Source organism: Proteiniphilum saccharofermentans, assembly GCF_900095135.1.
Classification (GTDB): domain Bacteria; phylum Bacteroidota; class Bacteroidia; order Bacteroidales; family Dysgonomonadaceae; genus Proteiniphilum; species Proteiniphilum saccharofermentans.
The window spans coordinates 868,415-894,014 of the sequence record NZ_LT605205.1 but is presented as its reverse complement, the minus strand read 5'-3'; the positions used below and the strand labels follow the sequence as shown (position 1 = coordinate 894,014).

The window sequence follows — 25,600 nt, the reverse complement described above, 5'->3', positions numbered from 1 at the left end:
CACTAATTAAAAATAGCCCTGACCACATCCATACCGTTTGCATACAGCACCAATCCTAAAAGCAGGATCATACCTGCCACCTGGGCATACTCCATAAATTTCTCGTTGGGCTTCCGCCGGGTAATCACCTCATAAATAAGGAACATCACATGGCCACCGTCGAGGGCCGGAATAGGCAGGATATTCATAAAAGCGAGGATCACCGACAGGAAGGCGGTCATCATCCAGAATGCCTGCCAGTTCCACTGTGCGGGGAAAAGGTTTCCGATCGCCCCAAATCCGCCTAAAGAAGAAGCACCCGCTTTGGTGAACACATATTTGAACTGTGCCACGTAATCCTTCAATGTCTGTATACCCAATCTGACCCCTGCCGGGAATGACTCGAAGAATCCATACTCAATCGTAACGGTCTGATAAACCTGTCCCAATCCCATTGCATAGAAACCTAAAGTTCCGGCTGAATCCACCTCTATAGTTGCGGTTTGTAATGTTCCGTTCCGGTAATAATCGAGCGTAACCTGTTGGTTGCGATTGTCGTCGAGGACCGCCCGCAGGTCACTGAAAACCGGTGTAGCCATACCGTTCACCCCCACAATACTGTCACCGGTAGTCAGTCCCGCCCGATCGGCGGCACTTCCCTCCATTGTCTGATATACAACGGCAGGTATCCTCTCAACGGCAAACCCTTCTTTATCTTTCAGCAGGTTTTCCATCAATCCTTCCTGCATGGTCAGTTGCACTTCCTCACCATTACGCAATACTGTCACCTTTTCTGCATTGGCTACATCAAGCAGTGTACGCACACCGAAGCGTTGCAGTTCCTTATTGTCGGCCCTGAGCAAAATATCCCCGTCCTGAAAGCCTGCCCGGTGTGCCGCCTGGCTGAACTCCATCCCTTGAGTCACATTTTTCAGGGGAAGATAGGTATCATTCCAGGTAAAGAGCACCATAGAGTAGATAAAAAATGCCAGCAACAGGTTGAAAACTACACCTGCAACCATTACCAGCAGTCGTTGGCCTGCAGGTTTAGAGCGAAATTCCCACGGCTCTGCGGGACGCGACATCTGTTCCTTGTCCATCGACTCATCGATCATTCCTGCTATTTTCACATAACCACCCAGGGGTAACCAACCGATACCATATTCGGTATGGCTGTTTTTGGGTTTGTAGCGGAAGAGTGCGAACCAGGGATCAAAGAAAAGATAAAATTTCTCGACCCTTATCTTGAACATCCTCGCAAAGATATAATGTCCGAACTCGTGTACAACCACCAATATCGACAAACTCAAGATGAGTTGTAACGCCTTAATTAAAAATGTCTCCATTCAGTTATTATTGCACACACCTTACCGGTGGTGCTACTTTTATCAATTAGTAAATTCAATTATTTGTTCTCTTGTTATTACTCTTGCTTCTGCATCGCTTTGCAAATAGTCACTTAACGACGGTGATTGCACGAACGATACTTTCTGCATGGTTTTTTCTATCAAATGGCTCATTTGCATATAGCCTATTTTTTCCTGTAAGAACAGTTCCACCGCCACTTCGTTAGCAGCGTTCAGTATACAGGGCATATTCCCGCCTGCTGCAATCGCCTCATAAGCAAACAAAAGACCGGGAAATCTATCCGTGTCGGGCGCTTCAAATGTCAGCTGCGACAATTCGAGGAAGTCCAGCGGCCTGATATCCGACCTGAGCCTGACCGGATATGAAAAGGCATACTGGATAGGCATACGCATATCGGGATCTCCCAACTGGGCTATCACAGAGCGGTCTTCGAACTGTACCATAGAGTGAATGATGGACTGGGGATGTATGAGTACTTCAATCTGAGACGGTTCCACCCCAAACAACCATTTCGCCTCAATCACCTCTAACCCTTTGTTGATAAGGGTAGATGAGTCGATGGTCACTTTTTCACCCATACTCCAGTTAGGATGAGCCAGCGCTTCTTTCCTGGTCACATATAGCAACCGCTCTTTTGAGAAAGTGCGGAAAGGTCCTCCCGAAGCGGTAAGCAATATTTTTTCGATTCTGTTATCACCCTCACCGTTCAAACACTGAAAAATAGCTGAATGTTCCGAATCTACCGGCAGGATAGGTGTTCTATGCTTTAGTGCCAACGAAGTGATCAATTCTCCGGCTACGACCAATGTCTCCTTATTGGCCAGAGCAATGGTCTTTCCGGCTTTTATCGCATTTATTGTAGGCTGCAGACCCGAAAAACCGACCATAGCTGTAAGTACCATATCGATCGGTTCATCCTGCACCACCTGCTCGATGGCCTTGCTTCCACACCATACCTTAATGGGCAGGTCACTCAACGCATCTTTCAATTGATCATATTTCGATTCGTTGGCAATCACCACTACTTCGGGGAGATAAATCCGAGCCTGCTCTATAAGTAACTCAACCCGGTTATTGGCAACCAGCGCATAAGCTCCAAACCGGTCCGGGTGACGGGAGATAACTTCCAACGCCTGCGTGCCGATTGAACCTGTTGAACCTAAAATGGCAATATTTCGTTTTCCATCTTCCATATCGGGATTGCTTATCTACTGTAAAGCCTGCAAAGATAATAAAAATTTGGTATGGTTTTTTCCCTAATCTGCGGAAGAGCCACGATTATTAGCAGCTTTCCGGATTCACTCTTCGATCAGTCCATCCGGAAGAAACATCTCTATCAGATTCTCCTCTTCATCAATAGCTTCTATGAAATCCTCGGTAGCCGGGATCAGATATTCCTTTTGATCATTTTTCACGACAAAGAGTACATTCATGGTGGAATTGTCCACTTCTTCTATAATACCCAGTCGCTTTCCATACTGATCAATGACTGTAAAACCCGTAAAGTAATCCCAATCGGCCGTCTCCTGCTCTGCCTGCAATTTCACCAAGTCGCGTGGAAGATAAATATCTGTGTTGACATATCGTGCCGCCGCTGTCTCATCGTCGACATCTTCTAACTTCACCCGGGCTGTTACATCGGTTGAGTAGGTAAATTCCTCCACAAAGAAGGGTACGGGAATACCCTCTATCTCCAGAAAATAGTATTCCGTATCTATATCGGCATACTCAGCCTTACGGAACCGGATAACGATTTCACCCTTTATTCCGTATGGTTTCTGTGTACTCCCAACCTGAAGGATATCTTTCCTGGAAATCACCTTTTTATTTTCTACGTTGATATTTGATGTTTTTCAGCTTATCCCGGTTGGTATTTACTTTCACCTCGGGAATCACATACTCTTCCGAGTCAATCTTTATTTTGCCTTCCGATAGTAGGTAGAGGTCGTGAAATATCTTCTGATCATCCGCCTCCTTGTTCCATTGGGAATAAGAGCGCTTCATCTGGCTGAGTAACAGCTTCACCAGATAATTTTTCTTCTCCCCTTCCTCCATATTGGCGGCGATCTTGATCATTCTTTCCATGATCTTGCCATAATGGCGATATTGCATTGTAGGCCTGCTATAATCAAGATGTCCGGGAGGGGTATTCAGTTCCTCCCTGGTAATCACTTCATAGGGGTATTCAATATCGAGCTTAAAATCGGACATAATGGCCAGATGATCCCACAGAATATGTTTGAAATTGTTCACATCACGAAGGTGAGGAAACATACTCCCCATAATATCGATAACGGTATAGGCACACCTTTTGCGCTCTTCGGGATTTTCAATTCCCACGCAGTGATCCACCATATTCTGGATATTACGCCCATATTCCGGCAGTGCCAGCTTTTTCAATTGTGTGTTGTATTGCATATTTCTATTGTTATTCTATTGTTGTTCGGTTGTTATTGTTAATTATGTGCAAAGCACTTTTTCTCCTTTTCACCTCAATTTAAGCACATCCCCCTCTTCAGGAATATACTCGTAGCTCTTCTTGTTAAGCCGGTATAAATTACGCAGTTGAATACCATATTTTTGAGAAATACTGTACATAGATTCCCCTACCTGTACGGTATGGAATTCATAGGGCTTATCGGCACGTGTTTTCTTTTTCTGGAAATATACAATATCTCCTTCACTCAGGGGAAAATCTTCAGGGACTTCGTTGAATTTCAACAGGTCTTTTTCCTTGAACCCGAATTCCCGGGCTATGTTGGCGAATGTATCACCATCAACCGCGACCACATATACCAGACCGTGAGTGATATAGGGTTGATGCGTCCAAGTTACCCGTGCCACTTCTCTTTTGCGTTGCTCATCCCGTTCCTTCCGACTGACCCCTTTCCGGTATTTTTTATCATCAAAACGGTAGAGCTCATAATCCTCTATCAGTTTTATCAACTTATTGGCATACGCCCTGTCGGTGGCATAACCCAACTTTTGAAGCCCCCTTGCCCATCCCTTGTAATCAGTAACAGAGAGATCGAACAAGGTTTTATAACGGCTGCCATAGGCCAAGAACTCAGAGTGATCCTGATAAGAATCCTCGACACTTCTATATTTCCGAAAGCAATCATTGGGCGTATCGTCGGCTGCATATACCGTTCCACCATCCCATCCGCGATGACATTTAATCCCGAAATGGTTGTTAGAACGGCGAGCCAGGTCACTCATTCCCGCTCCCGACTCAAGTATTCCCTGCGCCAGTGTAATGGATGCAGGTATTTTATATTTCTCCATATGCTCTATCGCCAGGTCGCTGTATTTACGAATGTAATTCTCATAAGTACTCACCCTGGCCTGTGCTGAAAGGTGATGTGCAGGAGCAAATAAAAAGGAGAAAACGACAAAGAGCGGTAAAATATATCTATATTTGCGAAACAAATTTTGCATTATGAAAGAAATCAATTTAGCCACAAAGATAGCTGTTTATCTTTTAGAGGAATGCTCCGAAATGGAAAAAAAACTTATCGAAGCGGCAAAAGAGGCCACAAAAAATGCATATGCTCCCTATTCGGGGTTTAGGGTAGGTGCCGCAGTTTTGTTGGCAAATGGCAAAATCATCTCAGGCAACAACCAGGAGAATGCAGCTTACCCATCGGGATTGTGTGCTGAGCGGACCACCGTTTTTTTTGCCAATGCCTCCTATCCTGATCAGAAAATTGTAGCCATCGCCGTAGCTGCCTGGCATAATGGATGCTTCACCGACGATGTGATCACGCCCTGCGGTGGTTGCCGGCAGGTGCTCTTGGAGGCGGAGAACCGCTTCAAGGAACCTATGAAGGTATTGATGTACGGCAACAAGGGCGTCTATATGCTCGGGAGTGCAAAAGACCTGTTACCGCTCAGTTTCGGAGATGAGATGTTAAAATGACGCTTCATAAAGTGTTACCAGATACCACTTTCTATCAATCAATGCAAAGTAGTAATCGGCATAAATACCATTGTTGATTCCTCGGATCTCCACCACAGCGGTATCTTTCCCGTAGCGTACGCCTTGATAATACTGATCGTAAGGACGTGTCAGGTAAGTACTATCATAGGTAAGATCGAGCAGTTCCCATTCATATCTCCCGATTGTCTCCTCCATAGGAGCCATTCCCTCATCTTCATCATCAGGGACAATCACGTTGATCGGGAACTTGATCCGTTCCAACTGGAAAGACTCCTGGGTACTGAATTTACGGATAAACTGATCAAAATTTTCCTCACCCGAGATAGCTTCCTGCCCACTGTCTGCCATGTTTGCTTCCGTTTCAGCCCCTCCTTTACCCGCCACACGCCCTTTCTTTTCCGTAGCCTCCGTACAGGAGAAAATGAAAAAGGCAAGCAAGCAAAAAAAGATATGATTCAAAATTTTCATTGCTGAGCAGTCCTCTATTGATTCGGTTTTGATTCCGACTATTCGTTATTACAACGCAAAGGTATAAAAATTAGGATGATAATCAAAGAGTAATACCACTATTTTTATTTCCTCCCACATCCGTAAAGAGTAAAAGAAAATATCCTTATCTTTGTTTTTATAAAAATCAGTACTGAATGGATCTTCAAACGGAAATAGGCCATTTATTTTCTGCACAACAGGCAGACTGGGAGCAATTAAAAAATGGTATTTTACAGATGGATAATCTGCGGGAAAGAGAGTTTGCATGGGGAGGTGATTACCAGGTAAAACTACAGTTCAATCCTGCACGGATGGTCTCTACTTCAGCGTCTATCACTAAGGAAGCGCTTGAAAAGAGGCCCTGTTTTTTATGTGAAAGCAACCGACCTCCTCAACAAAGAGGGATTCCGTTCATGGAAAAATATATTATTCTCTGCAATCCGTTTCCCATACTTAGGAATCATATTACAATCCCCCTCCATTCACATGTACCCCAACGTATCCGTAAAAAAACGGAAGACATGCTCACACTGGCTGAACAACTCCCCGATTATCTGATCTTTTACAATGGCCCGAAATGTGGCGCATCAGCACCCGATCATTTCCATTTACAGGCAGGACTCAAAACTCCTTTGCTCATGCAAGGCGATAACGAACTTCGTTCATGCCTGCAAATCGAAAGTGAAAAAAGAAGTGAAGCACAAGAGCTTTTTGAGGATGTATATCAATACCTGCATCAACTGCAACCGGAAGAGGCGGAACCCATGATGAATGTAATCGCCTTTACGGAAGATAATAAATATAAACTCCACGTCTTTCCGCGTAAAGCACACCGTCCGGGACATTATTACGAAAAAGGGAAAAAACAATTGCTTATCAGCCCCGGTGCGCTTGATATGGCAGGACTGATGATATGTGTAAGAGAAGAGGATTTTGAGAAAATCAGCAAACAAGACATTGAAGATATTTACTCCCAGGTATCCATGCCTGTTATTTGAAACGGGAAAAGAGACCGGCAACGAGGTTCAATGCCATAACAATACAATATTATCATAATAATGGAAAAATCAGAAATTATTTTACTCAATATCAACGGAGAAGACAAACCAGGCCTGACCGCTGCCCTTACAGAAATTCTGGCCAGACATGGTGCATTTATTCTTGACATTGGGCAATCGGATATACACCGGAATTTGTCATTAGGTATCCTATTCAGGTCGAAGACCAATATTTCCGGTGAAATAATGAAGGACCTGCTCTTCAAAGCCTACGAGATGGATGTGAATGTCCGATTTACTCCTATTTCTGACGAAGAATACTCCAACTGGGTGGGCCTGCAGGGCAAGAACCGCTATATCATTACCCTTTTGGGAAGGATACTCACTGCCAAACAGATTGCAGCCGTATCGAAAATCATAGCAGAACAAAATCTCAATATCGATAATATAGTGCGCCTGACCGGCCGTATCCCACTCGACGAGAAACAGCGCGCACCCCAGTCGTGTGTAGAATTGTCGGTAAGGGGTACGCCTACCGACCGCCAACAGATGCAGCAAGCCTTTCTTGAGCTTGCCTCTACACTCAACTTCGACATTTCCTTCCAGGAAGAGAGTATGTTCAGGCGTATGCGTAGGCTTATCTGTTTCGATATGGACTCCACACTCATTCAAACGGAGGTGATCGATGAACTGGCTGAAAGGGCAGGTGTGGGCAGTCAGGTAAAGACCATCACAGAGCAGGCCATGCAGGGTGAAATAGATTTCAATGAAAGTTTTCGTCAACGGGTAAAATTGCTTAAAGGGCTGGATGTTTCAGTGATGAAAGAAATTGCGGAAAATCTCCCCATCACCGAGGGTGTAGACCGGTTGGTAAAAGTATTACAAAAAGTAGGGTTTAAAACCGCCATATTGTCAGGAGGATTTACCTACTTCGGTAACTACCTGAAGGATAAATTCGGGTTTGACTACATGTATGCCAATGAACTTGAAATTGAGAATGGGAAGCTCACCGGGAACTATCTGGGAGATATTGTAGACGGTAAACGAAAAGCGGAATTATTAAGGCTTATAGCGCAGGTGGAAAGGATTGACCTTCGCCAAACGGTGGCGGTGGGTGATGGAGCCAATGACCTGCCCATGCTGGGAATAGCCGGTTTGGGTATCGCCTTTCATGCCAAACCAAAGGTAAAACGAAATGCAGGACAATCGCTCTCCACGGTAGGTATTGACGGCATCCTCTATTTCCTTGGGTACAAGGACTCGATGCTCGACAGCGAAATTATCAACAGTTAATTTGATCACTAAAAACAGGGTGGTATGGATTTTGCGGATATGTTATCAAATCGCTTCGACGGCGAGGCGGAAATGAAAAAAAACAATAGTGCATTGATCTGTTTCTCTTCATTGGAAACGGGTAAAGTATTGAGCAGGCTGGCCACCCGGATTATACGGTCGAAATCGGAAAAGTCGTCCATCACGCTCCTTTATTTTATTGATAAATCGGAGGAAATACGACTCAGCGAAGGGATGGACGAATATAAGCATAGGATTATCTCCGATATCCTCTCCACGGAGGAGAGGGATAAGATCACCCTGCGTCTGTTCATTCAACCTACCGACGATTACTATGCCGATATTATAAGGATTTCGGAGGAGCAGAAATCAAATCTGATCTTACTGGGTATAAATAATAAAGAGTTTGATCCCGGATTAGTAAAAAAATATGGTCAACTCAAAAGTGATCCCACGCATTCCGAGATCTTCATACTCGAGCAATTTGAGGAGAGGGAAGCCGAAACGTTGAAAAACCTCAACGCACTATTCAACCGGGAGAGCGTGTCTACAGGCCTGTTTTTTGATAACGGCTCTATGCAGTTCAGGAAAATATTTATTCCCATTCTGCAAAAATCCGATATACATATCTTCACTTATCTCTATCGGATCGCCCAACGGGAGAATGTGAAGATTATGATCTGGGATGCGATTGGTATTATTGAATCGGAAGCGAAGATGCAAAAACTCTACCAGTTCATCACGAAGAAGACGGAAGGACGTATCTACCTATGGGACAATAACAAGAAGATAGGATGCGACTTTATCCGCGATCAGGATCTTGTTATCATCGGTACGGAAGGATGGGGTAAATTGATTTGTACTCCACTGCCATGGACTGACTGTCTCCCGTCGACACTGATCATCAAAGAGACAACAAATTCAATCCAATTATGAAACGAGCATGATAACCGTTCTCTCCCGAGTTCATGAATTACTTTGTAATCGACGGAGTCAATATCGGCGAGTTCCATACACCGACAAGAAAAAATAAAATAATCGTATGAATTCATCCGAAATAAGAAAAAAACTGGCAATCATCTACTCATATATCGAACAAAAGCAACTCAAAGATGCCCTTGAGGGTGTCAAGGAGCTTTCATCCATACAACAGAATTGGGCGGTGACAGAAAAAATAAACGAACTGACCACCAATTACCGGTTTATGCTCCACTACCTGATTGAAGGTAAAAAAGACCCGGAACAGCAACGTATTTACAATAAATTGATCCGCGACATATATATTGTGGCTGAAGATGCTGCAGAACAATTGTTCCTGCAAGAGAGCACCTCTCTCTTTTTCGATAAAATAAGATTGATGGGGGTGCGTACTCCCATAACCATGGAGGAGTATAGGAGCATCATCACCAAACAGGCAGACACCATCTCTTTCATCGACTTGCTGGAGGATGGCCCCGAAAAAGAGTCACGCATAAGGCAAACAACAATCACCCACGAAAATACCCAACAAGACCTGTTCTATACAATTTTTGTCTCTCCACGGGCAAACGATGATTTCATCGCCTCCTGCCGTCATTTCATGGAAGACGAGTCAGTTCCGCAACAGGATAAAATGTTGTTTATCTCGGCACTGACGATGAATATCCTACAACGCTTCGATGCGCGCAAGATTGAATTCCTGCTTGATCTCTGCAACCACCCGGAGGCAGAACTTGCAATCCGGGCGGTGACGGGCATCATACCCATTTTCCAGATATATAGCCCACGATTAGAATTGTATTCCGGATGCAGCGACCGCCTGAAGTTATTGTCCGATGACAAGACTTTTGGCCGTCGTTTTATTGCAGCCATTATTGGCTTCATCCAGGCACACGAGACGGAAAAAATCACAAAAAAGCTGACCGAAGAGATTATTCCCGAAATGATGAAGCTGAGCCCCATGATAGGCAAGAAGATAAAACTGGACGAATGGATGGGTGAAACCGGGTTTGACGAGAAGAATCCCGAATGGCAGAAGATACTGGATGAAACCGGGTTGACGGACAAATTACAAGAGTTTACCGAATTACAGTTAGAGGGTGCCGACGTGTTCCATTCCACCTTCTCGAACCTTAAGTCCTACCCCTTCTTTCAACAGATGAGCAATTGGTTTCTTCCGTTCACACCCCAACACAGCAGCGTACAACAACTCTTTAGCAACCGGTCGGAAAGAGATTCCCTCGTGGAAGCCCTTTCGGGATCGTCACTTATCTGCAATTCCGATAAATACTCTTTCTGCCTCAGCATCATGATGATGCCCGAGAATTACCGGAAGATGATGGCCTCCCAACTGGGAGCCGAAAGTGCGGAACTGAAGAATATGCAGGCCGAAGAGGAGGCGCTAAAGCCTTTCCAAAAGGAAGAGACAATAAGCAAGCAGTATATCCAGGATCTATACCGCTTCTTTAAACTGTTTCCCCGTCGTGCCGAATTCCGTGATATTTTCGAGCTGCCCCTCAACTATCACCGGTTACCCGCATTTCAACCGGTAGTCATGCAGCCAAACCATTTAGAGAAAATAGCGCTTTACTATTTCGAGAAAAATAATTTCACTGAAGCACTCAGTGCCTATACCCTACTCGCAGAAACAAGGAACGGCAAGAGCGAAATTTGGCAGAAGATCGGCTATTGCCGACAGATGATGGCCGATATGAAAGGAGCTTTGGAAGCCTACCTGCATGCCGATCTGATAGAAGAAAACAACACATGGGTACTGCAACGGATTGCGTATTGTTACAGGGTACTGAAAGAACCCATAACCGCTCTCGAATATTACCGCCGTCTGGAACAGTTCCGTCCCGACGATCTCAATATACAGCTTAACATCGGGCACTGTTATCTTGAATTGAAAGAGTATGAGAAAGCACTTAACTATTACTTCAAGGTGGAGATGCTCAACAGCAACAATACCCGGGCATGGCGCTCCATAGCCTGGTGCGCTTTCCTTTCACGTAAACTCGATGTAGCCGAAAGATATTACGCCCGCATATTGGAAACAAAACCCAATGCCCATGACTATCTCAATGCCGGACATGTGGCACTATGTCTCGAACAGACAAAAAGATCGGTGGAGCTATACAAACTGTCACTCGGGAAAGCAGGCAATTTTGAAACATTCGAGACGATGCTCGCCGAAGATGAAGATGAGTTACAAGAAGCAGGAGTAGACATCTCCATCTTGCCTGTCATCCTGGACAAGATTAGGTACGATAAGGAAGAGTAACCCGGTTTTAACGGTACAACCCCTTTTTGGTTATAAAATCATATACTTTGGGAGGGAGGAAACTGCGCATATTCTTCCCATTCCTGATGCTTTCCCGGATAAAAGTAGAAGATATCTCCACGACAGGAGCATCAATAAGCCGTGCGGATGTTTGTAATTCTGTGGGAATCACCACCTCTTCACCCAGTCGCGGGTAAATAAAGATCTGGTAATTTTTGATCAACCGGTCAAACTCTTTCCATCTGTAGAACTGCTTCCAGTTATCACCACCTATAATCAGTGTAAAAACATTATCGGGATACTCGCCCGTCAATTTTGTCAGGGTATCTATGGTATAGGAAGGGCGAGGCATATGGAATTCCACATCGGAAACCTTCATAAGAGTGAATTCTTCCAGTGCCAGACGTACTATCTCCAGACGCAGATTATCATCCAAGAGGTCTTCTGCCTCTTTTAGCGGATTATGCGGGCTTACCACAAACCAGACCTCATCCAGATCAGTGAACTCACAGATGTAATTTGCCAGAATGAGATGCCCGATGTGGATGGGGTTAAATGATCCGGAAAAGATACCGACCGACTTTTTCTGCATAAGGCACAATGATATATATACTTATCAGATAGATTGGGTTATTTTTTAAACAGAAAAACCGATATGCGACTAAAACACATCGATTTTTCTAATTATTTCCCAGGGATCCCGTCACCTGTTCTTTTTAAAGAGAGAAACAATCCAGAGCAGCAATATAGCACCTACAAGCGCGGTAACAAGACTGCCTATAATACCATCTCCGGTACTGATTCCCAACAGGCCGAAGACCCAGCCTCCAATAACGGCACCCACGATGCCTACCAGGAGGTTCACAAGAAAACCGAAACCTCCGCCTCTCATCAAATTACCTGCCAGCCAGCCGGCAACAGCACCTACAATAATCCACCATAACCAACCCATAATTAATTGTTTTTAATATTAATACTTTTTGATTAATTGGAGAAATCAAATTTCTCAATTTGTAAACGCTGTCAGCTTGGAAATTGTTTAAAAATATCAACGTTTTCGTTAAGCAATATGAACAGAAGACAAGTTTATTCAGCTCATCCTCTGTTTATAATCCTCATAACCGAACCGGCGATAGAGTTCGAACTCTCCTTTTGTAGTCCAAAGCCCGATGGACGGGTGAGATACACCATTAAACATAGTAGTCTTTACGATCGTATAATGAATCATATCCTCAAAAACCACCCTGTCACCCACCTGCAGCGGTTCGTCGAAAGACCAGTCACCCATAAAGTCCCCACTCAGGCAACTGTTTCCTCCCATACGGTAGGTGGGTTTACCGGGAACCGGCTCCTGACCGGCACCTCTGATACGGGGCTTATAAGGCATCTCCAGGCAGTCCGGCATATGACAGGCAAAAGATACATTGAGCATTGCAGTCTTTATCCCCCGGTTCTCCACAATATCTGCCACGGTTGCCACCAATATGCCGGTTTCCCAGGCGAAAGCGCTACCCGGCTCCATAATGATGTGTAAATGAGGATAACGTTCTTTTAAACCGGTTAACACCCCTATCAGGTGTTCCACGTTGTAATCCTTATGGGTCATCAGATGCCCGCCTCCAAGATTGAGCCATTGCACTTGTCCGAAAAGGTGCCCGAACTTTTGCTCCACCACTTCCAGTGTTTTTTCCAGATCGTAAGAGTTATTTTCACACAGATTATGCAGATGTAACCCAGTAATGCCTTCAGGCAACTCTGTTCCTATCTTGTCGGCAGTAACACCCAGACGCGACCCCGGGGCACTTGGGTTGTACAGGTCGGTATCCACCACCGAAAATTCAGGATTAATCCTTATTCCACATTCTATTTTTTTTCCCGACAACTGTACCTGTGGATAAAAACGCTCGAACTGTGTGAATGAATTAAAGGTGATATGGCTGCTGTACTTGAGAAAATATGGAAAATCGCTGTCGATATATGCAGGTGCATAGGTATGGGCAGGGCTACCCATCTCCTCAAATGCCAACTGCGCTTCTGCGACAGAACTAGCAGTTGAATGTCTGATATATTCCCTTACAATCGGAAATGACTTCCACATGGCAAATGCTTTGAAAGCCAAAATAATCTGCACACCGGCACGATCTTGTACCGACCGGATCAACCGGAGATTCCGGCGAAGCAGTTCCTCTTCCATCACAAAACACGGAGAGGGTATTTTTGAAAAATCAATCATAATTGTTCAGTTGTTGTTCGATTGTTGTTCAGTTGTAATTTGAAATAATCCCGCAAGGCAGGAAACAACAGCGTAGCTGAACAACGGTAAAGCCGAATTCTCATCACACCGGCCCGTATGCCCCGACATGCACCTTTTCCCAATGAAGATTATCCGGATCGGCCGGAGTCTTCTCCTTCTCTTTTTTTCCAAAGGCGATCACACACAACACCTCCATCGGCATGGGAATATCCAGCAGTTCATTGATATATTCACCTGCTGATATTGTATCGGAATAATTACGGTTTCTCACCTGCACCCAACAACTGCCTATACCCAACTCTTCGGCCTGTAACTGCATATTGATCGCAGCGATGGAGGCATCTTCCACCCAGGCATCACTAATCAGCGGGTTTCCCAGTACTACAACGGCCAAGGCAGCATCGGCTATAAAGGAAGCACTTCCCGGTTTACAAACCGACAACTTAGCCAGGGTCCCATTCTCTTCCACAGCGATAAATTCCCATGAGTGCCTGTTTTTGGAAGTAGGCGAAAGCAGGGCAGCTTCAATGATTTTCCGGATCTCATCCGGAGATAATAATTCTGCACTAAATTTTCTGATGCTGCGCCTACGAATCAGTAAATTTTGAAAATCGAACATTTTTTCTTGTAATTTGGAGCGCAATAATACGAAAAAAATCCGGGATAAAACATCATTTTTTGAAAATCAAGACAACTTATCCGAGATTAATATAGAACCATTCTAAATTATCATCTTTTTTTACTATTTTTGTATCACTTTTACTAAGCTAATCGATTTTACGGTATGTATCATTCTTCAAGGATAAGAGTAAAGCCATATATGAAGGTGGCAGACCTGATTGACAGTAACCCTTACCTGTTGCTCATGTTGCAGCATTTCAACATCGACTTCCGGGTAAGCGACCGTACCGTGCTGCAGCTTTGTATCCAGTATGACATTAGTGAACAGTTATTCATCAGCATTGCCAATCTTTATAACGGGTCCGGAATCAGAGGAGAACGCCCCTTCACAAGGAAGGACCTGCTTCAGGTAATCGATTTTCTGAAGAACAGCCATAACTATTATCGATTTGATAAATACCCGCAAATCAGCACTTATATCCGCCAGCTTCAGGAAAATCATCCTGAGAAAGAATTGAAGTTATTGGAGAAATTCTTTAACGAATATTTCACGGAAGTCAGGGAACATCTCGACTATGAAGACGAAGTGGCTTTTCCTTATTTTATTACACTCTTGGGAAACAACCAGTACGATAACACCCAGGAAGTTTACTCCTCCCTGGAATACAGTGACCATCATACTGATATAGAATTGAAACTGAAGGATCTAAAAAATCTTCTATTAAAATATATACAGATCGATAATGACCTGGATCTTCGTCGTAAGTTGTTCATGTCGCTTTATGAACTTGAGTTCGATTTATACATTCACTCCTTGATAGAGGAGACGATTCTTATCCCGTCAGGAATAGATATTGAAAGGGAACAAAATGAATAAGTCTGCACAGCTCCATATAGCCATTTTAGAATCATCGAAGATTATTTGCGAAGGGATACAGGCGACTCTCTACCAATCGGATATGGATTGCCGCATCTACCGGTTAGAAACATTGGATGACTTGATCGAACTCCTCGAATCCAACCCTGTCGACATACTGATCGCTAATCCGGTACAATTCGTAAACCGGGAGAAAGAAATTAATAAGATCAAAAAGAATTACCCCTCCCTATCTATTGCCGGCATCGATTTCGGGATGATGCATAAACCATCCACACTGACCGATATCACTTTTACCCTTTACGACTCAACCGAACATATCGTACACCTGCTTCTGAAGCTCGATAAAAAGAGCCAATCCCAGCCAAATGATAAAGAGGGAGAAGAGAACCTCACCAAAAGAGAAATTGAAGTATTGACCGGACTTGTCAACGGTATGTTGAACAAGGAAATTGCCGATGCACTCAACATCAGCATCCATACGGTTGTAAGACACAGGAAAAATATTGCCATGAAAACCGGAATACGCAGCCAGTCAGGACTTACCATCTATGCTATTTCCAAGAAAATTATCTCTATCGAAGATATCGATATTTAGTTGAAGGAAAAATTCACTGAATGCTGTTAAACAATTTAACGCAATGAAGCGTTCTCCATTAACACTATTGGATTTCATCCGATTAAAATTATTTATTTTCAATTTCATTAGACTTTTTCAGCGTTCAACATAGTCAAAACAAGTTTTGCCTCTGTATTCACTTATCGAAAAAGTTCAAATGTATCGAATGGAACTCGCTTTAATCATGTACTTGTGTGACAATGATTATCATGCTCGTTTCTTAATTCAAAATATTTTATTAGATTTACAGCAATTTAGAATCATCAAATAAATTTATAGAAAAAGCCCATGAAAATTCATGAATATCAGGCAAAAGAATTGTTTGCAACGTATGGGATACCCGTCGACAGGAGTATAGTATGCCGTTCAGTGGAAGACGCAGTGAAAGCTTACAGTCAACTGGACTCACAAAAAGTAATTGTAAAGGCACAAGTACATACCGGTGGCCGGGGAAAAGCTGGTGGCGTAAAGCTGGCCAATGGGGAAGTAGAATTGCGCAAGCATGCTGCTGCAATCCTGGGAATGGATATCAAGGGATTCATTGTCGACCGTATTTTGGTAGGCCAGGCCATCAATATTGAAAAAGAATATTATGTAAGTTACGTCGTCGACAGAAAATCCAAATCTACCATTCTCATGCTAAGTAAAGAGGGTGGAATGGATATCGAAGAGGTGGCCCGTACTTCACCGGAAAAGATTCACAGGTTTGTAATTGACCCTTCGATAGGTGTACCTGATTATCTGGCCCGTGAGGCAGCATTTAAACTATTCGACGATATCAAACAGGTACGTCAGGCTGCCGTAATTTTCCAGAAACTTTACAAACTATTTGTGGCCACCGATGCTTCTTTGGCTGAAATCAATCCGTTAGTGCTTACCAAAGAAGGAGATATCATGGCTATCGACGCAAAAATGACATTCGACGACAATGCACTTTTCCGCCATCCCAAAATAGCAGCACTTAACGAACCCACCGAAGAGGAGAAAAAAGAACAAAACGCCAAAAGTAAAGGATTCAGCTATGTAAACCTGGGAGGAGAGATAGGTTGCATGGTGAACGGTGCCGGTCTTGCAATGGCTACTATGGACATGATAAAACTTTATGGCGGCAACCCGGCCAACTTCCTCGACATCGGAGGAAGTTCCAATCCAACAAAAGTGATTGAAGCAATGAAGTTGCTGCTGAGCGATCAAAATGTAAAAGTAGTAATGATCAATATTTTCGGAGGTATCACCCGGTGCGACGACGTGGCAAAGGGTTTATTGGAAGCCTTCAAGCAATTTAAAACAGACATCCCCGTCGTCATCCGCCTTACCGGAACCAATGAAAAAGAGGGGCGCGCCATGTTACAAGGATCCGGCCTTTATGTGGCTGAAACTATGGGAGAGGCTACTGAAAAAGCGGTATCACTGACCTAATGTGCTAATATGCCAATCGAAGCGCAGCGGAGATCCCGGCTTGACGGGATGAGAATAATAAAATAATCTTTCACTTTTAGTTCTTATTTTTTAGTTTTTCACCTTTAGTTTACATAATATATGAGTATCCTTATAGATAAAAATACCCGAGTAATCGTTCAAGGAATAACCGGCCGCGACGGTGGATTTCACACATCAAAAATGAAAGCCTACGGGACCAATATAGTGGGTGGGACGTCACCCGGTAAGGCAGGAGAACTTGTAGACGGAGTTCCTGTATTCAATACGGTTAGGGACGCAGTAGTGGAAACAGGCGCCGATACGTCGGTTATCTTTGTCCCTGCCCCATTTGCAAAAGACGCCATGCTGGAAGCCGCAGATGCTGGTGTAAAACTGATTGTCACTATTACTGAAGGCGTACCTACACTCGATGTGATAGAAGCATACCACTATATCAAACACAAGGGAGCCAATCTTATCGGCCCCAATTGTCCGGGACTGATTTCTCCGGGGAAAAGTCTGGTAGGGATTATGCCGTCTATGATTTTCAAACAGGGAGGTACTGGTGTGATCAGCCGTAGCGGCACTCTTACTTACGAAGTAGTTTACAATCTCACAGAGAATGGGATAGGGCAATCCACCGCTGTAGGAGTGGGGGGTGATCCGGTCGTAGGACTCTACTTCATAGAACTTCTTGAAATGTTCGAGAATGATCCCGACACCGATTCCATTGTATTGATCGGCGAGATCGGAGGCGATGCAGAGGAGCGTGCTGCAGCTTATATCAAAGAACATGTCACCAAACCTGTAGCTGTATTTATTGCAGGACAACAAGCCCCTCCCGGAAAACAGATGGGGCATGCAGGTGCTATCATCTCCAGCGGAAGCGGTACCGCAGCCGAAAAGATAGCTGCATTCGAGGCAGCAGGTGTACCGGTAGCAAAAGAACCGAGTTTGATCCCGGAACTATTAAAGAGAAAGATTTAAAGGGAGAAGGATAAGAGATAAAAGATTTTTTTAAATAAAAGGGACTTCTATTAATGCCTGACGACAAGAAGTCCCTTCACACCTATCTTTTCAAATCCTATCTATCAATCCACAAATGCATGTCTGAATCCCTGGGTCTTGTCCCAGTTGCCCCGGGTAAAGTCGGGCACTTCCACTGGCGCGCTGTTGTTCTCTATCGAGATACGGCTCAACTCAGCCAGGCTGCACCACTCCGCCAGGTCATACACATCCATGTCCAACGGTAATCCGTTCCGCAGACAGTAAATCAAGCGGTAATCCATGATAAAGTCCATGCCGCCATGGCCGCCCACTTCCTTGGCCTTTTCCTCCAATTCGCGGTGGATGCGGTGCTTGTATTTATCCATCAAGGCATCACGCACATCTTGCGGTACATAGTTGTGGGCGCTCAGGTTCTCATGGTTGGGTACGCCATCCCCTGCCAACATATCGCCCTCAAGGGCATAACCCGCATTCGGGTACTTGTTGGCGAAACCCTTCGTGCCGCTCACCTGGTACATCCGGCTGTAAGGACGCGGAGATGCCACATCATGCTGGATATGGATCGTCTTGCCCTTTTCAGTGCGGATCATCGTCATCGTGTGCTGGCCGTTGGCAAACCGGTAGGCGCTGTCGCGGTCCACACCCCTCTTCTCGACCAGGTATTCGGGTATATTTACCGGTTTGGTGTCCATCGCCACCAGGGTGTTCATCTTGTCCCCACGGTGGATGTCCAGCGCCTGTGCGGCCGGCCCCATACCATGGGTGGCATACACGTCACCCCGGAACTCCTTGTTGTACTGCAAACGCCAGTCCCCTTCATAGGCACCCCAGAAATCGCCCAGGTCGTGGATATAGGCTCCCTCGGCATGCAATATCTCGCCGAAAAGGCCATGTTGGGCCATGTTCAGCGTGGTCAGCTCAAAGAAGTCATACACGCAGTTCTCCAGTTGCATGCAGTGCAACTGCGTCCGTTCGGCGGTGTTCACCACGTCCCAGATCTCGTCAAGGGTCATGGCGGCGGGTACTTCGCAGGCTACATGCTTGCCCTGCTCCATGGCATAGACCATCATCGGGGCATGTTTTTTCCAGTCGGTGGCGATGTAGACCAGGTCGATGTCATCACGCCGGCAGAGTTCCTTCCAGGCCTCTTCGCTGCCGCTGTAGGAGGCGGCACGGGGCAAGCCGGCCCTCTCGAGGATACCCTGTGCCTTTTCCACCCTCTCCCCATGCAGGTCGCACAAGGCTACAATTTTTGTCCCCGGTATATGGGTAAAGCGCTGCACGGCGCCCGGGCCGCGCATGCCCAGGCCGATAAAGCCGACACGCACAGTGTCGATCTTTTCGGTTACCAGACCAAGCACATCCTTTTGTCCCGCCGGGCGTTCAGGCACTTCCGTGCGGATGGGTTGGCATTTCCCTCCTTCTCCTTTTCTCCCCTGCGTGCCGTTGGTGCAGCTGAACAGGATAATAGTTGCCAGTAATATGGCAAATGTTGTCAGTTGTTTTTGCATAAGATTGTTTATTTAGCATTGATAATATAAATCCTTACTATTTTATTTCCGTCTTGACTATATTAAAATAGTTTTAATGATTACGATCCACTAAAATGCTCTCAGCACTTCATCTCCAAGGGATTTTGCTTTGGCTACCGAATGGGGATCTGCCGCATTTATAGGATAGGCTGACTTCTCGGGCAGGACCAATGTTGTTCCTGAAGGAACTCTATTGGGATTAGGTATTTTATCTTTATTCGCCAGGTAGATATAGACCCAAAACTCCCGGTTTCCCCAAAGATCAAGCGCCAGCAACCGTAATGTTTTTCCTTCAGAAAGAACTACAGTTTTTATCTCTTGATGAGGGACAGGTGGCGTAACCGGCTCCATTCGAGAGGATTCCTCTATCTGGAGCGTATCTTCAGCTATTGTCTCTGCCTTACCTATTCCTGTCTCCTTTGAAAAAAAAAAGTGACGCCACAACAATGGCTATCCCCCCCGCAATCGGAATCCAAACAAGTGATGTTCTTTTATTACTTCTCATTCTTCGATGAGAGCGAGAGTGAGGCGGCTCCACGGATGAAATCTCTTCCGGCATAGCATTTTGTTCTTCCTGCGAAAGTGGAGGTTCTACAATCTCGTTTTCAGCTTCTTGCTCACCAAACACAATTTCCGGAATACCGGGAAACCCTACATCCTCATCCAATGGTGTCGGCTCAAAGTGTGAGAAAGAACTATTCACTTCATTATATAGTATCTCATCGAGTGTAAAATCAACAAAGGATGAATTTTCCCCGTTTTCCTGAGAAGGGACTTCAAAAATGACTTCAACGGCAGGTGGCATCAAATACCGTTCTTTGGTTTCGGGATTTACCAGGATATATTCCGGTTGAATATCGATCTTCAAAGTACCGAAATCATCGATGATCACAGGATTGTTCATTTTCAATTCTGTGCTCACCACCTCCAGTATCGTTTCAATGACACCGGATATCTTTTCTTCCGGCCATTCAAGCCGTTTCGCCACTTCAGCAATAAAATCCCTGTGAGTCATACCTCTTAATATTCAAGATTCAAAATTTAGGATTCCTGGTTTCTCGAACTTCTCCACATTATTAGGCTTCTAACCAATAATTGGTAATTAGTAATTGGTAATTACTACACCGTTCCCATCAAGTCGAAAGGCATTGCCGCATTGATTTTCACATCGTAAAACCGGCCAATTCCCAACACTCTCGACTTATCGATCAACACCTCTCCATCCACTTCCGGCGAGTCGAATTCGGTTCGACCGACGTAGAACTCAGGATCTTCCCGGTCGACAATCACTTTCAGTATCTCTCCCACTTTTGCTTCATTCACCGACAGGGCTATCCCCTCCTGCAGTTCCATCAGCCTGTTCATCCTTTGCTGTTTCACCTCCGCAGGCACGTCATCGGAATAATACCTGTAATTATGCGTATCTTCCTCGTGCGAATAGGGAAAAGCACCAAGCCGTTCGAACCGGGTCTTTTCGACGAATTCAAGTAGTTCCAGATAGTCCTCTTCCGTTTCTCCGGGATGTCCCACCATCATAGTAGTACGCAGATGGATACCCGGCACCTCTTCGCGAAAACGTTGAATCAGATCAATAGTCTGCTGCCTGGTGATATTGCGACGCATGGTTTTCAGCATATGGTCGCTGATATGCTGTAGGGCAATGTCGAGATAGTTACATACATTTTCCCGTTCGCGTATCACCCGTAACAGGTCGGTCGGGAAATGGGTCGGATAAGCATAATGAAGACGTATCCATTCCACTCCCTCTATATCAGAAACCCGCTCTATCAACTCCGGCAATTTCATCTGCCGGTACAGGTCGAGCCCATAATAGGTAAGATCCTGCGCAATAAACTGGAATTCTTTTACACCTTTGATCACCAACCGGCGGATCTCATCTTCGATCTCTTCGACAGGGCGCGATTTATATTTCCCGGTGATCAACGGGATAGAGCAGTATGAACAAGTCCTGTCGCACCCTTCCGATATTTTCACATAGGCATAATGGGAAGGAGTCGATAGCGACCGGTCGAACTCCCACTCCTTATAATAGGATTTACCCAGGTCTGTAATAAGGCCTTTCCAGTCGAATTTACCGTAAAACCTGTCCACTTCGGGGATCTCTTCCAACAATTCTTCCCTATATCGTTCCGAGAGGCATCCCATTACAAACAGTTTTTTGAGTTTATTTCGTTTTTTAGCTTCGGCAAAAGAGAGGATCATATTGATCGATTCTTCTTTTGCATCGCCAATAAAGCCACATGTATTGATCACAGCAATATCGCCGCGGGGCGTTTCAGGATCATGTTCCACGGTATACCCGTTGGCCACCAGTTGCCTCATCAGTAATTCCGAATCGACAAGATTTTTCGAGCACCCCAATGTAACAACATCTATCTTGTTATTAACCATATATTTTATTATTCATCACTCTCCAAACAGGGAATCCACAAATTCCCGCCTGCGGAACACCTGCAGATCCTCTATTCCTTCACCCAGGCCGATATATTTCACCGGAATTCTAAACTGGTCGGAAATTCCGATCACCACACCACCCTTGGCAGTTCCATCAAGCTTAGTGATGGCAAGCGCTGTTACTTCGGTTGCGGCAGTGAACTGTTTAGCCTGTTCAAAAGCATTCTGACCGGTAGAACCGTCAAGGACAAGGAGTACTTCATCCGGTGTACCTGGAACGATCTTTCCCATCACATTCTTTATCTTGGTCAGCTCGTTCATCAGGTTAACCTTGTTATGCAGACGGCCGGCGGTATCTATGATTACTACATCGGCATCATGCGCTTTGGCCGAACTGACTGCATCGAACGCCACAGAAGCGGGATCGGATCCCATTTTTTGCTTGATTACCGGCACACCTACCCTTTGCCCCCAGATATCAAGCTGCTCCACTGCCGCTGCACGAAACGTATCGGCTGCTCCCAGATAAACAGAGTATCCTTTTTGTTTGAATTGATATGCCAACTTACCAATAGTAGTTGTTTTTCCTACACCATTTACTCCCACTACCATAATCACATAAGGCTTTTTCCTTTCGGGAAGAGTGAATTCCGACAGGTCGTCACTGTTATTTTCAGTCAGAAGCAGCGCAATCTCATCGCGAAGCATAGCCGTTAACTCATCTGTCCCCACATATTTATCCCTGGCCACACGTGCTTCGATACGTTCAATAATTTTGAGAGTGGTATCCACGCCTACATCGGAGGTAACCAATATCTCCTCCAGATTGTCGAGCAGATCATCGTCGACCTTCGACTTACCGGCAACTGCACGTGTGATCTTCGAAAAAAAGTTCTCCTTTGTCTTTTCGAGACCTTTATCCAGTGTTTCTTTTTTCCCTTTTGTGAATCTGTCAAAAAAGCTCATAGAACAATTATTAAGATACCTTTGATTTTTCCATTTGTTAGGATTTGGCAGGCAACCCGCACAATCTACAAAGCTACAAAATAGTCAATAAAAAACTTCCCTGCGTTTGAGCACAGGGAAGCTTTTATATATTTTTAACCGACTTTTCAGACTAAACAATTCCAAAAAATAAACCTATCTGTTTTTGCCAAGCCTGAAAAATCCTAAATTTGATCGGATTTATTTCGAAAAATAATCTTTCACCTGGTCGTTCAGGATCATCTCTTCTTTGAAGCTGTATGCACCAGTCTTAGGCGATTTTACCATTTTGATCACTTTGGTATGACTACGCCCGGTAGTTGTATTTTTGTCACGGAATCCCGCCACTGCTTTCTTTGCCATAGTCTATCTTGTTTTACTTGATTTCTTTATGAACAGTCATTCTTTTAAGGATGGGATTGTATTTTTTCAACTCCAACCGCTCTGTCGTATTCTTTCTGTTCTTCGTAGTGATATACCTCGAAGTACCGGGCATACCACTTTCCTTATGCTCAGTACATTCCATGATCACCTGTATCCTGTTTCCTTTTACTTTTTTTGCCATTGCTGCTTCCTCCCTATCATTAAGCGTTTAAATATCCATTTGCAGCGGCTTTTTTCAAGGCTGCATCCAAACCGATCTTATTGATGGTACGCAAACCGGATGCCGATATGTTGAGGCTGATCCAGCAATCTTCTTCCACCCAATAGAATTTTTTTCTGAACAAATTGACATTGAACTTACGTTTCGTTTTCCTGTTGGAGTGAGAAACGTTGTTGCCAACCATTGCTCTTTTACCTGTTATTTGACAAATCTTAGACATTGCTATATAATGTGTTTACTTTATTATTCACCAACAATTTATATCTATGGATCACACCCACAGCACTTCACCGAAACATCATTTTCCGGTAAATCAGGGCGCAAAATTAATCATATAATTTCAATCTACCAAAGTTTTCATACGATAATTTAAATTTAACCCGGTAAATCGATCATGCAAATCGCACGAGTGTAGATGGTTTATTAAAACAGGCCTAACACCTCTTTATATAGACTATTCAGAAACGAAAGGGTCGCTTTTCGTGTGCCACTCCTTATTTTCCCCTCTTCTCCCGGTGCACTCACTGCCTGATCGGTAATGGTCTGCTCGGCAGTAATGGTCTTCGGAAAAGAAGATGCTCCCTGTTTCGGTGCACTTTGATAGGTGATATCCCTTACCACCAATACACATCCGGCACTGGCTACGGAAAGGTCGAACCGGTAATTCATCACAGGATTTTCCGGCACGCCTGTCAATTCTGTTTTTGCACTTACTGTAGCAGATTGATTTTTATCATCGAAACGAATACTCGACACCAATGGACTACCGGTATACTTATCCTTCACCCACTTTTGCAGGATAGCATATTTCTGATTAGCAGAAAGTCCCTGATCGGTAAGTATGAACTGCTCAAAGACCACTTTACCATTCACCACCGGAACAGTAGCAAAACCTGCGTCGACCTGTGCTGTCATATTCGACAGCCCCATTATCAACACACCTACAATGAACATATACTTCTTCATATTAAAATCTTCTTTAGAGGCAAAACTATTGTGAACTAAAAACTAAATTCGTGCAAAGCACATTATCTTCTTCCACCTTCCCTCCTCTTCATCTAACCACCTTGATAAATTGATGCCAAACTCCCGATTAGACTACAAACCTACGAAAAAGATTAAAACAACTCATCATTTTTATAAAAAACCGGTGTTGAAATTTTATTTATCATTTAAAAACTGTACTTTTGCATCTCGAAAAATAAAACGTAACATTTTTTCAAAGAAATATGTCTGCTAAAAAAACAAAAGAGTCGAAAGCCGAAAAGAATTTCGAAAATATCGGGGAGGCACTTACCACTTCCGAACAGTTTCTCGAAAAAAATCAGAAAATCATTGTAACTGGATTGCTGATAGTAATTGCTCTCGTAGGGGCTTTTCTCGCCTACCACTATTTGCACAAGACACCCCGCACTGAGAAAGCACAAGCTGCTCTCTTTAAGGGAGAACGCTATTTCCAGAACGGAGACGACTCCCTGGCTCTTTTCGGGAACGGCAACGATTATATAGGATTTGAATCCATCATAGATCGTTATAAAGGAACCAAAACGGCTGACCTGGCACATGCTTATGCCGGCATTTCTTACAGCCGGATAGGTAATAATGAGAAAGCGCTGGAACACCTGAAGAAATTCAAAGGAGGAGATTTGCTGATCACTCCGGCCGTCACCGGTGCGATAGGTGATGTATATATGAATATGGGACAGGCCGACCAGGCTATTAACAACTTTCTCAAAGCGGCCAAGGAAGCTGACAACGAAATGCTCAGCCCCATCTATTATAAAAAAGCAGGCGAAGCATATTTGAGTAAAGCCGACTACGACAAAGCTATTGAGGTTTTCACACAGATCAAAGAAACCTATCTCAACTCTCCTGAATCCCGGGAAGCAGATAAGTTCATCCAACAGGCTCTCTTCCTGAAAGAAAATAAGTAATAAG

General features: G+C 44.4%; 29 protein-coding genes. 10 read left to right on the top strand and 19 right to left on the bottom strand.

From position 1 onward, the window contains the following. Positions 1-2: 2 nt before the first annotated feature. From rseP to PSM36_RS03455, 5 genes are all read right to left on the bottom strand, one after another. Positions 3-1,325 carry an RIP metalloprotease RseP gene (rseP, locus tag PSM36_RS03475; RefSeq protein WP_076928889.1) on the bottom strand — a complete coding sequence of 441 codons (1,323 nt, stop codon included), beginning with the start codon at positions 1,323-1,325 and terminating at the stop codon, positions 3-5. Between the two features lie 42 nt (positions 1,326-1,367). Next, entirely contained in the window at positions 1,368-2,540 is a 1,173-nt protein-coding gene (locus tag PSM36_RS03470) for a 1-deoxy-D-xylulose-5-phosphate reductoisomerase (RefSeq protein WP_076928886.1), read from the bottom strand. 105 nt (positions 2,541-2,645) lie between these two features. After that, positions 2,646-3,167, bottom strand: a complete 522-nt coding sequence (gene rimM / locus PSM36_RS03465) for a ribosome maturation factor RimM (protein WP_076928883.1) — start codon at positions 3,165-3,167, stop codon at positions 2,646-2,648. Between the two features lie 4 nt (positions 3,168-3,171). Beyond that, positions 3,172-3,765 (bottom strand): DUF4290 domain-containing protein, encoded by a 594-nt coding sequence (locus PSM36_RS03460; protein WP_076928880.1) that lies wholly within the window; start codon positions 3,763-3,765, stop codon positions 3,172-3,174. Between the two features lie 69 nt (positions 3,766-3,834). Next, positions 3,835-4,785 (bottom strand): glucosaminidase domain-containing protein, encoded by a 951-nt coding sequence (locus PSM36_RS03455; protein WP_076928878.1) that lies wholly within the window; start codon positions 4,783-4,785, stop codon positions 3,835-3,837. A 1-nt stretch (position 4,786) separates the two neighbouring features. Here PSM36_RS03455 and cdd point away from each other — a divergent pair, with 1 nt between their 5' ends. Beyond that, positions 4,787-5,266: a cytidine deaminase gene (gene cdd, locus PSM36_RS03450; RefSeq protein ID WP_076928876.1), complete on the top strand. Its 480-nt coding sequence runs from the start codon at positions 4,787-4,789 to the stop codon at positions 5,264-5,266. Here cdd and PSM36_RS03445 read toward each other — a convergent pair. Then, positions 5,258-5,755, bottom strand: coding sequence for a DUF4348 domain-containing protein (locus tag PSM36_RS03445; RefSeq protein WP_076928874.1), 498 nt, complete (start codon positions 5,753-5,755; stop codon positions 5,258-5,260). The two genes, cdd and PSM36_RS03445, sit on opposite strands and share 9 nt — an antisense overlap. Positions 5,756-5,931: 176 nt before the next feature. Between PSM36_RS03445 and PSM36_RS03440 the strand changes: the two genes are divergently transcribed. From PSM36_RS03440 to PSM36_RS03425, 4 genes are all read left to right on the top strand, one after another. Further along, complete coding sequence (locus PSM36_RS03440; RefSeq protein ID WP_076928872.1) at positions 5,932-6,774, top strand: DUF4922 domain-containing protein; 843 nt, start codon at positions 5,932-5,934, stop codon at positions 6,772-6,774. Positions 6,775-6,834: 60 nt separating this feature from the next. Next, positions 6,835-8,067, top strand: coding sequence for a phosphoserine phosphatase SerB (gene serB, locus PSM36_RS03435; protein ID WP_173823111.1), 1,233 nt, complete (start codon positions 6,835-6,837; stop codon positions 8,065-8,067). Positions 8,068-8,091: 24 nt separating this feature from the next. Continuing rightward, positions 8,092-9,003, top strand: coding sequence for a hypothetical protein (locus tag PSM36_RS03430; protein WP_076928868.1), 912 nt, complete (start codon positions 8,092-8,094; stop codon positions 9,001-9,003). A gap of 106 nt (positions 9,004-9,109) precedes the next feature. Next, positions 9,110-11,329 carry a tetratricopeptide repeat protein gene (locus PSM36_RS03425; protein ID WP_076928866.1) on the top strand — a complete coding sequence of 740 codons (2,220 nt, stop codon included), beginning with the start codon at positions 9,110-9,112 and terminating at the stop codon, positions 11,327-11,329. A 7-nt stretch (positions 11,330-11,336) separates the two neighbouring features. Here the strand turns inward: PSM36_RS03425 and nadD are convergent, their stop codons facing one another. The 4 genes from nadD to PSM36_RS03405 all read right to left on the bottom strand — a co-directional run bounded on the left by nadD (position 11,337) and on the right by PSM36_RS03405 (position 14,202). Continuing rightward, positions 11,337-11,921, bottom strand: coding sequence for a nicotinate (nicotinamide) nucleotide adenylyltransferase (gene nadD, locus PSM36_RS03420; RefSeq protein ID WP_076932016.1), 585 nt, complete (start codon positions 11,919-11,921; stop codon positions 11,337-11,339). 111 nt (positions 11,922-12,032) lie between these two features. Next, positions 12,033-12,281 carry a GlsB/YeaQ/YmgE family stress response membrane protein gene (locus tag PSM36_RS03415; RefSeq protein ID WP_076928865.1) on the bottom strand — a complete coding sequence of 83 codons (249 nt, stop codon included), beginning with the start codon at positions 12,279-12,281 and terminating at the stop codon, positions 12,033-12,035. A gap of 138 nt (positions 12,282-12,419) precedes the next feature. Further along, positions 12,420-13,562, bottom strand: coding sequence for a carboxynorspermidine decarboxylase (gene nspC / locus PSM36_RS03410; RefSeq protein WP_076928863.1), 1,143 nt, complete (start codon positions 13,560-13,562; stop codon positions 12,420-12,422). Positions 13,563-13,665: 103 nt separating this feature from the next. After that, a complete protein-coding gene (locus PSM36_RS03405) occupies positions 13,666-14,202 on the bottom strand; it encodes a nitroreductase family protein (protein ID WP_076928861.1) in 537 nt (178 codons plus the stop codon). Positions 14,203-14,367: 165 nt separating this feature from the next. Here PSM36_RS03405 and PSM36_RS03400 point away from each other — a divergent pair, with 165 nt between their 5' ends. The 4 genes from PSM36_RS03400 (at position 14,368) to sucD (ending at position 18,106) form a co-directional block, all read left to right on the top strand. Further along, complete coding sequence (locus tag PSM36_RS03400) at positions 14,368-15,081, top strand: hemerythrin domain-containing protein (RefSeq protein ID WP_139233462.1); 714 nt, start codon at positions 14,368-14,370, stop codon at positions 15,079-15,081. Further along, the gene (locus PSM36_RS03395; protein WP_076928857.1) at positions 15,074-15,679 is read left to right on the top strand and encodes a helix-turn-helix transcriptional regulator; all 606 of its coding nucleotides are present in this window, start codon (positions 15,074-15,076) and stop codon (positions 15,677-15,679) included. Before PSM36_RS03400 ends, PSM36_RS03395 begins: the two co-directional genes overlap by 8 nt. 309 nt (positions 15,680-15,988) lie before the next feature. Further along, the gene (gene sucC / locus PSM36_RS03390) at positions 15,989-17,119 is read left to right on the top strand and encodes an ADP-forming succinate--CoA ligase subunit beta (protein WP_076928854.1); all 1,131 of its coding nucleotides are present in this window, start codon (positions 15,989-15,991) and stop codon (positions 17,117-17,119) included. 120 nt (positions 17,120-17,239) lie between these two features. Then, positions 17,240-18,106 (top strand): succinate--CoA ligase subunit alpha, encoded by an 867-nt coding sequence (sucD, locus tag PSM36_RS03385; protein ID WP_076928851.1) that lies wholly within the window; start codon positions 17,240-17,242, stop codon positions 18,104-18,106. Positions 18,107-18,210: 104 nt separating this feature from the next. On the opposite strand, the gene PSM36_RS03380 is transcribed toward sucD, so the two are convergent. The 9 genes from PSM36_RS03380 to PSM36_RS03340 form a co-directional block, all read right to left on the bottom strand. Continuing rightward, positions 18,211-19,638, bottom strand: coding sequence for a Gfo/Idh/MocA family protein (locus tag PSM36_RS03380; RefSeq protein ID WP_076928848.1), 1,428 nt, complete (start codon positions 19,636-19,638; stop codon positions 18,211-18,213). A gap of 90 nt (positions 19,639-19,728) precedes the next feature. Beyond that, complete coding sequence (locus PSM36_RS03375) at positions 19,729-20,010, bottom strand: hypothetical protein (RefSeq protein ID WP_154670955.1); 282 nt, start codon at positions 20,008-20,010, stop codon at positions 19,729-19,731. A gap of 49 nt (positions 20,011-20,059) precedes the next feature. Then, positions 20,060-20,674, bottom strand: a complete 615-nt coding sequence (locus PSM36_RS03370; protein ID WP_076928843.1) for an HU family DNA-binding protein — start codon at positions 20,672-20,674, stop codon at positions 20,060-20,062. Between the two features lie 104 nt (positions 20,675-20,778). Further along, positions 20,779-22,071: a 30S ribosomal protein S12 methylthiotransferase RimO gene (rimO, locus tag PSM36_RS03365; RefSeq protein WP_076928840.1), complete on the bottom strand. Its 1,293-nt coding sequence runs from the start codon at positions 22,069-22,071 to the stop codon at positions 20,779-20,781. Positions 22,072-22,086: 15 nt separating this feature from the next. Further along, positions 22,087-23,040: a signal recognition particle-docking protein FtsY gene (gene ftsY, locus PSM36_RS03360; RefSeq protein ID WP_076928837.1), complete on the bottom strand. Its 954-nt coding sequence runs from the start codon at positions 23,038-23,040 to the stop codon at positions 22,087-22,089. A gap of 219 nt (positions 23,041-23,259) precedes the next feature. After that, positions 23,260-23,421, bottom strand: a complete 162-nt coding sequence (locus PSM36_RS03355; RefSeq protein WP_019539519.1) for a DUF4295 domain-containing protein — start codon at positions 23,419-23,421, stop codon at positions 23,260-23,262. A 13-nt stretch (positions 23,422-23,434) separates the two neighbouring features. After that, positions 23,435-23,623 (bottom strand): 50S ribosomal protein L33, encoded by a 189-nt coding sequence (gene rpmG, locus PSM36_RS03350; RefSeq protein WP_076928834.1) that lies wholly within the window; start codon positions 23,621-23,623, stop codon positions 23,435-23,437. A gap of 19 nt (positions 23,624-23,642) precedes the next feature. After that, positions 23,643-23,882 (bottom strand): 50S ribosomal protein L28, encoded by a 240-nt coding sequence (gene rpmB / locus PSM36_RS03345; protein WP_026327329.1) that lies wholly within the window; start codon positions 23,880-23,882, stop codon positions 23,643-23,645. A 203-nt stretch (positions 23,883-24,085) separates the two neighbouring features. Then, entirely contained in the window at positions 24,086-24,628 is a 543-nt protein-coding gene (locus PSM36_RS03340; RefSeq protein WP_154670954.1) for a hypothetical protein, read from the bottom strand. Between the two features lie 263 nt (positions 24,629-24,891). Here PSM36_RS03340 and PSM36_RS03335 point away from each other — a divergent pair, with 263 nt between their 5' ends. Further along, positions 24,892-25,596 carry a tetratricopeptide repeat protein gene (locus tag PSM36_RS03335; RefSeq protein WP_076928830.1) on the top strand — a complete coding sequence of 235 codons (705 nt, stop codon included), beginning with the start codon at positions 24,892-24,894 and terminating at the stop codon, positions 25,594-25,596. The last annotated feature ends 4 nt before the right edge of the window (positions 25,597-25,600 follow it).

What these genes read in the sequence shown, in the direction of transcription:
- rseP (WP_076928889.1), bottom strand. Translation starts at nt 1,325, where the DNA reads ATGGAGACATTTTTAATTAAGGCGTTACAACTCATCTTGAGTTTGTCG.
- PSM36_RS03470 (WP_076928886.1), bottom strand. Translation starts at nt 2,540, where the DNA reads ATGGAAGATGGAAAACGAAATATTGCCATTTTAGGTTCAACAGGTTCA.
- PSM36_RS03460 (WP_076928880.1), bottom strand. Translation starts at nt 3,765, where the DNA reads ATGCAATACAACACACAATTGAAAAAGCTGGCACTGCCGGAATATGGG.
- PSM36_RS03455 (WP_076928878.1), bottom strand. Translation starts at nt 4,785, where the DNA reads ATGCAAAATTTGTTTCGCAAATATAGATATATTTTACCGCTCTTTGTC.
- cdd (WP_076928876.1), top strand. Translation starts at nt 4,787, where the DNA reads ATGAAAGAAATCAATTTAGCCACAAAGATAGCTGTTTATCTTTTAGAG.
- PSM36_RS03445 (WP_076928874.1), bottom strand. Translation starts at nt 5,755, where the DNA reads ATGAAAATTTTGAATCATATCTTTTTTTGCTTGCTTGCCTTTTTCATT.
- PSM36_RS03440 (WP_076928872.1), top strand. Translation starts at nt 5,932, where the DNA reads ATGGATCTTCAAACGGAAATAGGCCATTTATTTTCTGCACAACAGGCA.
- serB (WP_173823111.1), top strand. Translation starts at nt 6,835, where the DNA reads ATGGAAAAATCAGAAATTATTTTACTCAATATCAACGGAGAAGACAAA.
- PSM36_RS03430 (WP_076928868.1), top strand. Translation starts at nt 8,092, where the DNA reads ATGGATTTTGCGGATATGTTATCAAATCGCTTCGACGGCGAGGCGGAA.
- PSM36_RS03425 (WP_076928866.1), top strand. Translation starts at nt 9,110, where the DNA reads ATGAATTCATCCGAAATAAGAAAAAAACTGGCAATCATCTACTCATAT.
- nadD (WP_076932016.1), bottom strand. Translation starts at nt 11,921, where the DNA reads ATGCAGAAAAAGTCGGTCGGTATCTTTTCCGGATCATTTAACCCCATC.
- PSM36_RS03415 (WP_076928865.1), bottom strand. Translation starts at nt 12,281, where the DNA reads ATGGGTTGGTTATGGTGGATTATTGTAGGTGCTGTTGCCGGCTGGCTG.
- nspC (WP_076928863.1), bottom strand. Translation starts at nt 13,562, where the DNA reads ATGATTGATTTTTCAAAAATACCCTCTCCGTGTTTTGTGATGGAAGAG.
- PSM36_RS03405 (WP_076928861.1), bottom strand. Translation starts at nt 14,202, where the DNA reads ATGTTCGATTTTCAAAATTTACTGATTCGTAGGCGCAGCATCAGAAAA.
- PSM36_RS03400 (WP_139233462.1), top strand. Translation starts at nt 14,368, where the DNA reads ATGTATCATTCTTCAAGGATAAGAGTAAAGCCATATATGAAGGTGGCA.
- PSM36_RS03395 (WP_076928857.1), top strand. Translation starts at nt 15,074, where the DNA reads ATGAATAAGTCTGCACAGCTCCATATAGCCATTTTAGAATCATCGAAG.
- sucC (WP_076928854.1), top strand. Translation starts at nt 15,989, where the DNA reads ATGAAAATTCATGAATATCAGGCAAAAGAATTGTTTGCAACGTATGGG.
- sucD (WP_076928851.1), top strand. Translation starts at nt 17,240, where the DNA reads ATGAGTATCCTTATAGATAAAAATACCCGAGTAATCGTTCAAGGAATA.
- PSM36_RS03380 (WP_076928848.1), bottom strand. Translation starts at nt 19,638, where the DNA reads ATGCAAAAACAACTGACAACATTTGCCATATTACTGGCAACTATTATC.
- PSM36_RS03375 (WP_154670955.1), bottom strand. Translation starts at nt 20,010, where the DNA reads ATGGAGCCGGTTACGCCACCTGTCCCTCATCAAGAGATAAAAACTGTA.
- PSM36_RS03370 (WP_076928843.1), bottom strand. Translation starts at nt 20,674, where the DNA reads ATGACTCACAGGGATTTTATTGCTGAAGTGGCGAAACGGCTTGAATGG.
- rimO (WP_076928840.1), bottom strand. Translation starts at nt 22,071, where the DNA reads ATGGTTAATAACAAGATAGATGTTGTTACATTGGGGTGCTCGAAAAAT.
- ftsY (WP_076928837.1), bottom strand. Translation starts at nt 23,040, where the DNA reads ATGAGCTTTTTTGACAGATTCACAAAAGGGAAAAAAGAAACACTGGAT.
- PSM36_RS03355 (WP_019539519.1), bottom strand. Translation starts at nt 23,421, where the DNA reads ATGGCAAAGAAAGCAGTGGCGGGATTCCGTGACAAAAATACAACTACC.
- rpmG (WP_076928834.1), bottom strand. Translation starts at nt 23,623, where the DNA reads ATGGCAAAAAAAGTAAAAGGAAACAGGATACAGGTGATCATGGAATGT.
- rpmB (WP_026327329.1), bottom strand. Translation starts at nt 23,882, where the DNA reads ATGTCTAAGATTTGTCAAATAACAGGTAAAAGAGCAATGGTTGGCAAC.
- PSM36_RS03340 (WP_154670954.1), bottom strand. Translation starts at nt 24,628, where the DNA reads ATGAAGAAGTATATGTTCATTGTAGGTGTGTTGATAATGGGGCTGTCG.
- PSM36_RS03335 (WP_076928830.1), top strand. Translation starts at nt 24,892, where the DNA reads ATGTCTGCTAAAAAAACAAAAGAGTCGAAAGCCGAAAAGAATTTCGAA.